Below are 619 nucleotides of genomic sequence, written 5' to 3' on the forward strand. Positions count from 1 at the left end.
GGTAGAGGTAACTCCCTCAGTGAAAGGCCGAGCTACGATCCATGATAAAGATATTCTGATCTATTGTGTCAGCCAATTGATAGCGGCCATGAATGCGGGGCAGCAGGTGGTTCGAACTTTGCATTTACGTGCTTATGATCTGATGGTTGCGACCAACCGTGAGACCTCCGGCGATAGTTACCGTCGTTTGCGTGAAGCGTTTGAGCGTCTTGCTGGTACCCGCATTACGACGAACATCGTTACTGGCGATATTGAAACCACCACTGGGTTTGGGTTGATCGAGAGTTGGCAAATTGTGCGGAGGTCCAGGGGCGGGCGGATGGTCAGTGTGCAGGTGACGTTGTCAGACTGGATTTGGCGTGCCGTGATGGCTAAGTCTGTGCTGACCCTGAGCCGTGACTATTTCCGCCTGCGTCGCCCGTTGGAAAGGCGTATTTACGAGTTGAGCCGCAAGCACTGCGGCCGCCAGCCCGAATGGCGGGTTTCAGTCGAAACACTGCGCAAGAAGTCGGGCTCTGTCAGTCCTCTGCGGGTTTTCAGGGCCATGTTGCGTGACATGATCACGCGCGACAACCTGCCTGACTATCGATTGGAGGAACTTCCGAGGGACATACTGCGG

At 54.9% G+C, this 619-nt stretch carries 1 protein-coding gene; it reads left to right on the forward strand.

The window, feature by feature from the left end; all coding sequences use genetic code 11:
* Window positions 1-619: replication initiator protein A (locus Q7C20_RS26810; protein WP_375071198.1), on the forward strand; the 619-nt coding region annotated here is incomplete at both ends.

The sequence above is a fragment of the Pseudomonas sp. AMR01 genome (genome assembly GCF_041946035.1).
GTDB lineage: Bacteria > Pseudomonadota > Gammaproteobacteria > Pseudomonadales > Pseudomonadaceae > Aquipseudomonas > Aquipseudomonas antarctica_B.